The sequence below is a fragment of the Streptomyces sp. URMC 124 genome (genome assembly GCF_051386455.1).
GTDB lineage: Bacteria > Actinomycetota > Actinomycetes > Streptomycetales > Streptomycetaceae > Streptomyces.
Window position 1 is genome coordinate 18064 of the sequence record NZ_JBPQTS010000097.1, and the last position, 9861, is coordinate 27924.

Annotated in this window: 7 protein-coding genes; 6 read left to right on the plus strand and 1 reads right to left on the minus strand. The window is 74.6% G+C overall.

Features of this window, described 5'->3' with window-relative positions; all coding sequences use genetic code 11:
* The first annotated feature begins 97 nt into the window (after positions 1-97).
* Positions 98-2254, plus strand: coding sequence for a primosomal protein N' (locus ACSNOG_RS20415; RefSeq protein ID WP_436754110.1), 2157 nt, complete (start codon positions 98-100; stop codon positions 2252-2254).
* Positions 2255-2649: 395 nt separating this feature from the next.
* Here the strand turns inward: ACSNOG_RS20415 and ACSNOG_RS20420 are convergent, their stop codons facing one another.
* A complete protein-coding gene (locus ACSNOG_RS20420) occupies positions 2650-3159 on the minus strand; it encodes a hypothetical protein (RefSeq protein WP_436754111.1) in 510 nt (169 codons plus the stop codon).
* Positions 3160-3429: 270 nt separating this feature from the next.
* On the opposite strand from ACSNOG_RS20420, the gene fmt reads away from it, so the two are divergent.
* From fmt to ACSNOG_RS20445, 5 genes are all read left to right on the plus strand, one after another.
* The gene (fmt, locus tag ACSNOG_RS20425; RefSeq protein ID WP_436754112.1) at positions 3430-4368 is read left to right on the plus strand and encodes a methionyl-tRNA formyltransferase; all 939 of its coding nucleotides are present in this window, start codon (positions 3430-3432) and stop codon (positions 4366-4368) included.
* Between the two features lie 69 nt (positions 4369-4437).
* Positions 4438-5862: an RsmB/NOP family class I SAM-dependent RNA methyltransferase gene (locus ACSNOG_RS20430; RefSeq protein ID WP_436754113.1), complete on the plus strand. Its 1425-nt coding sequence runs from the start codon at positions 4438-4440 to the stop codon at positions 5860-5862.
* Between the two features lie 403 nt (positions 5863-6265).
* The gene (gene rpe, locus ACSNOG_RS20435; RefSeq protein WP_190024766.1) at positions 6266-6952 is read left to right on the plus strand and encodes a ribulose-phosphate 3-epimerase; all 687 of its coding nucleotides are present in this window, start codon (positions 6266-6268) and stop codon (positions 6950-6952) included.
* A gap of 153 nt (positions 6953-7105) precedes the next feature.
* Complete coding sequence (locus ACSNOG_RS20440; protein ID WP_173864883.1) at positions 7106-8095, plus strand: sugar-binding transcriptional regulator; 990 nt, start codon at positions 7106-7108, stop codon at positions 8093-8095.
* 338 nt (positions 8096-8433) lie between these two features.
* Complete coding sequence (locus ACSNOG_RS20445; protein ID WP_436754114.1) at positions 8434-9663, plus strand: cytochrome P450; 1230 nt, start codon at positions 8434-8436, stop codon at positions 9661-9663.
* The last annotated feature ends 198 nt before the right edge of the window (positions 9664-9861 follow it).

Genomic DNA, 9861 nt, shown 5'->3' on the forward strand with positions numbered 1-9861 from the left:
CCGGGGTGTCGCCCCGGTCACTGCCGTCCTGAACGCCGGGCGGGCTGGAATTCCGGCCCGCCCGGCGTTGTCAGTGGTGTCTGGTAGGACTGTGGCTGTGAGCAGCGAGAACGGGCGGTCCCAGGGCGAGCCTCCGGAGCACGGGGAGCAGCTTGCGCTCATACGGGAGAGCGTGCGCGAGGCCAAGGCGAAGGCGCCCAAGGCCAAGCCGCGCACGTGGCGGAACGCCCCCCTGGCCAAGACGCTGCCCGTCGCGCGGGTGCTCGTGGACAAGGGGCCCGTCCACCTGGACCGGCTGTGGGACTACGCCGTGCCCGAGGAGCTGGACGCCGACGCCCGGCCCGGGGTGCGGGTGCGGGTGCGCTTCGGCGCCGGCACGCGCAATGTGCGCGGAGGCCGGAGAGAAGGCGGCGGCCTTCTCGACGGGTACATCGTGGACCGGGTGGCCGAGTCCGACTATCAGGGACCGCTCGCCGCGATCGCCCAGGTGCTCTCGCCGGAGCCGGTGCTCAGCCCCGCGCTCTACGAGCTCTGCCGCGCGGTCGCCGACCGGTATGCCGGTTCGCTCGCCGACGTGCTGCAGCTGGCTATTCCGCCCCGGCACGCCCGTATCGAGGCCGAGCCCTCGCCCGAGCCGCTGCCGGCGCCGGGGGCGCCGGAGCCCGGGAGCTGGGCGCGGTATCCCACCGGGCCCGCCTTTCTCGACGCCGTGGCCCGGGGGGACACCCCGCGGGCCGTGTGGACGGCACTGCCCGGCCCGCACTGGCCGCACGAGCTTGCCCGGGCCGCGGCGGCGGCGCTGTCGTCCGGGCGCGGAGCGCTCGTCGTCGTGCCGGACGGGCGGGACGCGGCGCGCGTCGACGCCGCCCTCGGGGAGCTCCTGGGGGAGGGCCGGCACGTGCTGCTGACGGCCGAGCTCGGGCCCGAGGAGCGGTACCGCCGCTGGCTCGCGGTCAGCCGGGGCTCCGTGCGTGCCGTGGTCGGCACGCGGGCGGCGATGTTCGCGCCCGTGCGGGACCTCGGGCTCGTCGCCGTCTGGGACGACGGGGACGGGAGCCACAGCGCGCAGAACGCTCCGCACCCGCACTCCCGCGAGGTCCTCGTGCAGCGGGCGGTGCACGAGAAGGCCGCGTTCCTCCTCGGCGGCTTCGGCTGCACGGTGGAGGCCGCCCAGCTGGTGAACACCGGGTGGGCCCTGCCGCTCGCCGCCGCCCGCGAGACCGTGCGGGCCGTCGCCCCTGCCGTGCGGACCGTCGGTGACTCCGACGAGGCCCGGGACGCGGCGGCGCGCGCCGCCCGCCTGCCCAGCCACGCCTGGCAGGCCGCCCGCGAGGGCCTCAAGCACGGGCCGGTGCTGGTCCAGGTGCCGCGTCGCGGCTATGTGCCCCGCCTGGGCTGCGAGCGGTGCCGCGAGCCCGCCCGGTGCGGCCACTGCGCCGGCCCCCTGGAGGCCGGCGGCGCCGAGGGCGCGCTGCGGTGCGGCTGGTGCGGGCAGGAGGCGCCCCCGGGCTGGCACTGCACGGAGTGCGGCGGCTCCCGGCTGCGGGCCCGGGTCGTGGGCGCGCGGCGCACCGCCGAGGAGCTCGGCCGGGCCTTCCCGTCCGTGCCCGTGCGCACCTCCGGGCGTGACCACATCCTCGACACCGTGCCCGACCGGCCGGCGATCGTCGTCTCCACGCCCGGCGCGGAGCCCGTCGCCGAAGGGGGCTACGCCGCGGCGCTGCTGCTGGACGGCTGGGCGCTCCTCGGCTTCCCCGACCTGCGGGCGGGGGAGGAGGCCCTGCGCCGCTGGCTGTCCGCGGCCGCGCTCGTGCGCGGGCAGACGGAGGGAGGCGTGGTCGTGGTGGTCGCGGAGCCCACGCTGCGGCCCGTCCAGGCGCTGGTGCGGTGGGATCCCGCCGGGCACGCGATGCGCGAGCTCGCCGACCGCGCCGAGCTCGGCTTCCCGCCGGTGTCGCGGATGGCGTCGGTCTCCGGCCCGCCGGAGGACGTCGCGGACCTGCTCGCCGCGGCGGAGCTGCCGGAGGACGCGGAGGTGCTCGGGCCCGTGCCGCTGCCGGTGACGGTCGCGGGGCGCCCGCGGCGTCCCGGCGACCCGCCGCCGGGGGAGCGGTGGGAGCGGGCCCTGCTGCGCGTCCGCCCGGGGCGGGGGGCGGCCCTGGCCGCCGCCCTGAAGACCGCGCAGGCGGCGCGGCTGGCCCGCCGCGACGGCGAACCGGTGCGCTTGCGCATCGACCCACCGGACATCGGCTGACAGCTCGCCGGGCGGCTTCGGCAGGGCTGCAGCCCCGTCGCCTGCGGGCCGGTTCGGCACCGCCGGTCACCTCGCGGTGGGCTGAGCGCCGTTGCGGCGGAGGGGAGGTGTGGCGTGCCCGGCGCTGTGCCGCAGCTCAGGGCTGTTCGGCACCGCCGGAGGCGTACTCGGGGGGCGTTCGCCGCTGCGGCGGGGGGAGACATGAACGACGCCCGGGGCGTCCATGGTCACGTCGTGGTGGGGAGCCGTCCCGCCCGGGGACCGGCCCTGGCACCGCCGGTCACCTCGCGGTGGGCGGGGTGCCGCGGCGGCGATCGACGCCGAAGCGGCCCGCGGCGGGTTCGGCAACCGCCGGACCGGGTCCGGCCCGGCGGTGCAGGGAGCCGCCCGCAGGGCTAGCCGTTGCGGGGGCCCGGGAAGGCCGGGGGGCGTTGTTCCTCGCGGTGGACGGGGGCGGGCGCCTGGCCGGGGACCGTGCGGGCCGCCGGAACCACCGGCACCGGCGCCGGCTCGGCGGTGCGCACCGCCTCCGACGCCTCCGCCGGGGCCTGACCGTTGGCACGGCGCGCCCCGTAACGCCGGTGCACCGCCTGCTTGGTGACACCGAGGGCCGAGCCCACCGCGTCCCACGAGAAGCCCAGCGAGCGGTCGAAGTCGACCGCGGCCGTCACCAGGGTCTCGACGCTGTCCCGCAACTCCTGCGCCAGCCGTACGGTCGGCGCGGGTGCCCGCCCGTAGACGACGAAGCCGGCGGAGGGGCCGGTGCGCCGCGGGCGGTAGACGTTGCCCAGCTGAGCGGTGAGGGTGCGCAGGGCGTCCACCTGCCTGCGGACCCGCTCGATGTCCCGGACCAACAGATGCAGGCTGGCCCGTGCCTGGGCGTCGTGGGTTGCGTGGTCGGCCATGAAGAAGCCTCTCGGACCGGCGGGGTAAAAGGACGGAAAAAGACGAGAGTTGACGCGACAGCCGGCGAGCAACGGACGGAGGGCCGCGGCAGCGGCTCGCTTCGGTCAATCTCTCTTGACCACAACGCGCCATTGGCCGCCGGGTCACGGTATGGGGGCGCACATCCGCCGGAATGAGGCGCGTGACAATCCGTACGCCCCCTCGGGGCCGGGCCCTTTAGACTGGTGGGCCGTTCCGCTCGGCGCTCGAGGAGAGGTAGTTCGCCACCCATGAGGCTCGTCTTCGCCGGTACCCCCGAGGTCGCCGTCCCCGCCCTCGACGCCCTGCTCGCCTCGGACCGCCACGAGGTCGTCGCCGTCGTCACCCGGCCCGACGCCCCCGCCGGCCGCGGCCGCCGCCTCGTGGCGAGCCCCGTCGCCGAGCGCGCCGAGGAGGCCGGCATCGAGGTGCTCAAGCCCGCGCGCCCGCGCGACGAGGACTTCCTCGCCCGGCTGCGCGAGATCGCCCCGGACTGCTGCCCGGTCGTCGCCTACGGCGCGCTGCTGCCGAAGGCCGCCCTGGACATTCCCGTGCACGGCTGGGTCAACCTGCACTTCTCGCTGCTGCCCGCGTGGCGCGGCGCGGCCCCGGTCCAGCACGCGATCCTCGCGGGCGACGAGGTCACCGGCGCCTCCACCTTCCTGATCGAGGAGGGTCTGGACTCGGGGCCCGTCTACGGCGTGGTCACCGAGGAGGTGCGGCCCACCGACACCAGCGGCGACCTGCTGACCCGGCTCGCGTTCGCCGGCTCCGGGCTGCTCGCCGCCACCATGGACGGCATCGAGGACGGCTCGCTCGAGGCCGTGCCGCAGCCGGCCGAGGGCGTCTCCCTCGCCCCGAAGATCAACGTCGAGGACGCCCGCATCGACTGGTCCGCTCCCGCCCTGCGCGTGGACCGCGTGGTCCGCGGGTGCGCCCCGGCCCCCGGCGCCTGGACGCTCTTCCGCGGCGAGCGGCTGAAGGTCATGTCGGTGCTGCCGGCCGTCGGCCGGGACGGCCTCGCGCCCGGCGAGATCGCCGCCGCCAAGAACTCCGTGCACGTGGGGACGGGCTCCCACGCCGTCGAGCTGCAGTGGGTCCAGCCGCAGGGCAAGAAGCCGATGAAGGCCGCCGACTGGGCCCGCGGCGTCCGCATCGCCGAGGGCGAGCACCTCGGCCCGGCCGCCTGAGGGCAGAGCATCGCAGAGCGCAGAGCGTAGGCTGAACACCTTCGCCACCACAGCCCCGGAGCACCTTTCGTGAACGACCGTCCCGCCCGCCGCCCCGCAAAGCCCTACCGCCGGCCCAAGAAGGACCCGGTGCGGATCCTCGCCTTCGAGGCGCTGCGGGCGGTCGACGAGCGGGACGCGTACGCGAACCTGGTCCTGCCGCCGCTGCTGCGCAAGGCCCGGGAGCAGGGCGACTTCGACGCGCGCGACGCCGCGCTCGCCACGGAGCTGGTCTACGGCACGCTGCGCCGCCAGGGGACGTACGACGCGATCATCGCCTCGTGCGTCGACCGGCCGCTGCGCGAGGTGGACCCGCCGGTCCTGGACGTCCTGAGCCTCGGCGCGCACCAGCTCCTCGGTACGCGCATCCCGCCGCACGCGGCCGTCTCCGCCAGCGTGGAGCTGGCGCGCGTCGTGCTCGGCGACGGCCGGGCGAAGTTCGTGAACGCCGTCCTGCGGAAGATCACCGCGCACGACATGGACGCGTGGCTGGAGAAGATCGCCCCGCCCTACGACGACGATCCCGAGGAACATCTCGCCGTCGTGCACGCGCACCCGCGCTGGGTGGTCTCCGCCCTGTGGGACGCGCTCGGCGGCGGCCGCGCCGGCATCGAGGACCTGCTGGAGGCCGACAACGAACGGCCGGAGGTCACGCTGGTCGCCCGGCCGGGCCGCTCCACCCCGGAAGAACTGCTGGCCGCCGTCGGTGAGGACTCGGCGCTGCCGGGCCGCTGGTCGCCGTACGCCGTACGGCTCGCCGAGGGCGGCGAGCCCGGGGCGCTGGATGCCGTGCGGGAAGGCCGCGCCGGCGTGCAGGACGAAGGCAGCCAGCTGGTCGCCCTCGCCCTGGCCTCCGTGCCGCTCGACGGGCCGGACGCGCGCTGGCTGGACGGCTGCGCGGGCCCCGGCGGCAAGGCGGCGCTCCTCGGCGCGCTGGCCGCCGAGCGGGGGGCGGCGCTCCTCGCCTCCGAGAAGCAGCCGCACCGGGCGCGCCTGGTCGGGCGGGCACTCGCCGGGAACCCCGGGCCCTACGAGGTCATCGCCGCGGACGGCACCCGTCCGCCGTGGCGCGAGGGTGTCTTCGACCGCGTCCTCGTCGACGTGCCCTGCACCGGTCTCGGCGCCCTGCGCCGCCGTCCCGAGGCGCGCTGGCGGCGCCGCCCCGAGGACGTGGCCGGCTTCGCGCCGCTCCAGCGCGACCTGCTGCGGGAGGCGCTGCGCGCCGTGCGGGTCGGCGGGGTCGTGGGGTACGCCACGTGCTCGCCGCACCCGGCCGAGACGAAGGCCGTCGTGGACGACGTGCTCAAGCGGGACGGCGTCCACGCGGAGTGGATCGACGCGCGTCCGCACATGCAGGGCGTACCGGTGCTCGGCGAGGGCCCGGACGTCCAGCTGTGGCCCCACCTGCACGGCACGGACGCGATGTACCTGGCGCTGCTCCGCCGTACCGCGTAGCGGTTTCGCGGTTCGCCGCGCGGGCTCCGGCACCGCCGGGCTGCGCCGTGGCGGCTGCGCGCCGTGGCGGCGGAACGAAGCGGTGCGGCCTCTTCATTGGGTCTGCCGCCGCGGCGACCGGTGAAGGGGCTCCGCCCCTTCGAATCCGCCGCCGCGGCGCGCAACCCCCCACGATGCGGCTCGGCGGTGCCGGACCCCGCCTCAGGCCTCGCTCGGTGCCGGATCGCCCTTGGGCCTCGCCCGGCCCGGCGCCGCCGGGCTGCGCCGCGTCGGCTGCTCGCCGTTGCGGCGGGTGCGGAAGGGCGGACGCGCTGCCCTTCCGATCCGCCGCAGCGGAGGCGTGAAGAGGCCTCCAAGCGGGCCCCCGCACAACTGAGCGCAGTGGACATGGCAGGCTTAAGGCATGGCCGTGCAGATCAACCCCAGCATCCTGTCCGCGGACTTCGCCCGACTCGCCGACGAGGCCGAGGCGGTCAAGGGCGCCGACTGGCTCCACGTGGACGTCATGGACAACCACTTCGTCCCCAACCTCACCCTCGGCGTGCCCATCGTCGAGTCGCTGAGCCGTGCCACGGACACCCCGCTGGACTGCCACCTGATGATCGAGGACCCGGACCGCTGGGCGCCGCAGTACGTGGAGGCCGGCGCCGGGTCGGTGACCTTCCACGCGGAGGCGGCCGCCGCCCCGGTGCGCCTCGCGCGGGAGATCCGGGCGAAGGGCGCCCGCGCCTCGATGGCGCTGAAGCCGGCGACGCCGATCGAGCCGTACGAGGACCTGCTGCCCGAGCTGGACATGCTGCTGATCATGACCGTCGAGCCGGGCTTCGGCGGCCAGGCGTTTCTGGACATCATGCTGCCGAAGATTCGCCGCACCCGGGAGCTGATCTCGCGGCACGGTCTGCAGATGTGGCTGCAGGTCGACGGCGGGGTCTCGGCGGAGACGATCGAACGGTGCGCGGAGGCCGGCGCGGACGTCTTCGTGGCCGGATCCGCCGTCTACGGTACGGAGGACCCGGCGGCGACCGTACGGGCCCTGCGCGCCCAGGCGGAGCGCGTCACGGCCGGTGCGGCCTGGGCCTGCGGGCACTGAGCGGGGTGCCGCGCTCGCCCGAAATGCTGAGCGCGAAGGTCAAGGTCTGATCAAGGACCGCCGTTTCTGACAGGATGACGGTGGAGTCCAAGCTCGAACAGCGTGAAAACAGTAGAGGAGACGGTGGTGTCGACGGGCCGTTCAGCCACGCCGATGGGGCCCGCCGAGCTGGTGCAGGCGGCGGCCATGGCCCGCCGCTTCTACCTCGAGGGCAAATCGAAGATCCAGATCGCCGAGGAGTTCGGCGTGAGCCGCTTCAAGGTCGCCCGGGTGCTGGAGACGGCGCTCGAACGCGATCTCGTGCGGATCGAGATCAGGGTCCCGGCCGAGCTGGACGCGGAGCGCTCCGACGCGCTGCGCGCCCGCTACGGCCTGCGCCACGCGGTCGTCGTGGAGTCCCCCGCCGACGCCGCGGACGACGCGCCCGACCCGGAGAACCTCGGCGAGGTGGCTGCGGACCTGCTCGGCGAGCTGGTGCACGAGGGCGACGTGCTGGGCCTGGCCTGGGGCCGCTCGACCATCCACATGGCGGCGGCGCTGCACCGGCTGCCGCCGTGCACGGTCGTCCAGCTCACCGGCGTCTACGACGCGGGCACGGCGGAGCGCGGCTCGGTGGAGGCCGTGCGCCGCGCCGCGCAGGTCTCGGGCGGCGAGGCGCACCCGATCTACGCGCCGATGCTGCTGCCGGACCCGGCCACGGCCGCGGCGCTGCGCGGCCAGACGGGCATCGCGCGCGCCTTCGACTACTTCGACAAGGTGACGGTCGCCGCCGTCTCCATCGGCTCGTGGGCGCCGGGCATCTCGACCGTCTACGACATGCTCACCGAGGAGGAGCGGGCCCACTACGCCTCCCTGGGCGCCGCCGCGGAGATGTCCGCGCACCTCTTCGACGCCGAGGGCCGCCGCATCGGCCGGGACCTGGGCGAGCGCTGCATCACGGTCGAGGCCGACCGGCTGCGCCGCATCCCGGAGGTCGTGGCGATCGCGGGCGGGCTGCGCAAGGCGGCGGCGATCGGCGCGGTGCTGCGCTCCGGGCTGGTCACCAGCCTGGTGACGGACACGGCCGCCGCGGACCACCTGCTGCTGGAGACCGGACCGGGGCCGCGTCCGGCGCTCGACCGGGCGGATCCGGACGGCGCGTAGCGGCAGCGGACGGGAGCGGGAGCCGTACCGCGGGGAGCGGTCGGGGCGGGCGCGTGCCGGAGGGCACGGCGCCCGCTTTTTCCTTTTCTCATTTCTCCGTTGTGAAAACGCAGGGCGGAACTTTGCATTCCATTGGTAATTCCACCGGTCGGCAGTCCGGTTTTTTCTTTGTGTGACCGAGGTCATGAAGCAGCCTCCGGCCATCCTGCCGGTTGATTCCAGCTGCGAAGATAAGCAAACTCGAATAGCGCCAGTAGACAAGATAGCTTGACACTACAAATTCTCCTCAGCAGACTCCATTTCCGTGCGCAGCCTCTTCCGGAAAGGACGTCCTGAAGGTGAATGACGACAAGACACTCCAGGTGCGGTCCTACCCATTCGGCGACCCGGCCGGACTCGCATTGCACCCGCTTTACGCGGAGCTCCGCGAGAACGAGCCGCTGAGCCGCGTACAGCTTCCGTACGGCGACGAGGCCTGGCTCGCCACCCGCTATGCCGACATCCGCAAGGTGATGACCGACAACACCTTCAGCCGGGCGGCCACGCTCCACCGGGACGAGCCGCGCATCGGCGAGGAGGTCGTCGACCGCGGGCTGCTGTCGATGGATCCCCCGGACCACACCCGGCTGCGCCGGGTCGCCAATGCCGGCCTGACCCCGCGGCAGACCGAGCGGCTGCGCCCGCTCACCGAGCGGATCGCCGACGAACTGCTCGATGAATTGTCCCGCAAGAGTTCGCAGGATTCTCCGGTGGACCTCATGGCGGAATTCATCAACCCGCTGGCCGTCACGGTGATCTGCGAATTGCTCGGCGTTCCCTTCGAGGACCGGGCGGATTTCCAGGAATGGTCGCAGGCGGTGGTTTCCACCACGTCGCTCCCGCCGGCGAAGATGAACGAATACATGGGGAACCTCCACCGCTACATGGCGAAGCTGGTCGGAATCCGGCGCAGCGAGCCGACCGACGGACTCCTCAACGGCATGATCCAGGCCCGGGACGAGGACCCCGAGCGGCTCACCGAGGACGAGCTCGTCCTCGTGGCCGTGCGCCTCCTCGCCCCCGGCGTGCAGAACACCGTGCTGACGCTCGCCAACTTCGTGCTCGTGCTCATGCAGCACCCGAAGGAGTTCGACCGGCTGCGCACGGACCCCGGGCTCGTGCCCGCGGCCGTCGAGGAGCTGATCCGCTACACCCCCTTCCACACCTCCACGATGTTCCCCCGCTACGCGACGGAGGACGTCGAGCTCGGCGGGACCGTCGTGCGCGCGGGCGAGGCCGTCGTCGGCTCGATCTGCGCGGCCAACCGGGACCGGGACGTCTTCTCCTCGCCCGAGGAACTCGACTTCGAGCGCGGCGCCAACCCGCACCTGGGCTTCGGCCTCGGCGCCCACTTCTGCCCCGGCGCGCACCTGGCCCGCATGCAGCTGCAGGTTGCCCTCGCGGCGCTCGCGCGGCGCGTCGAGGGCCTGCGGCTCGCGGTCCCCGAGGAGGAGCTGAGCTGGAAGGAGGGCATGGTCGTGCGCTGGCTCGACGCCCTGCCCGTCACCTGGGACCGCATCAGCGGCTGACCGGCCCGCGCCGCGCGGCCCCCTCGGTGCCGGCCGGCCGGCCCGTCGGCCGGTCCGTCGGCCGTGCCCCGGTCCCGGCGCTGCTCTTCACCCCTCACTCACCCCTCACTCACCCCTCTTGCGTCACGAAAGAGACGGGAACACCGATGAACGCTGTGTCCACGGCCCTCGCCGCCCCCTCTTCCGCCCCTCTTGCCC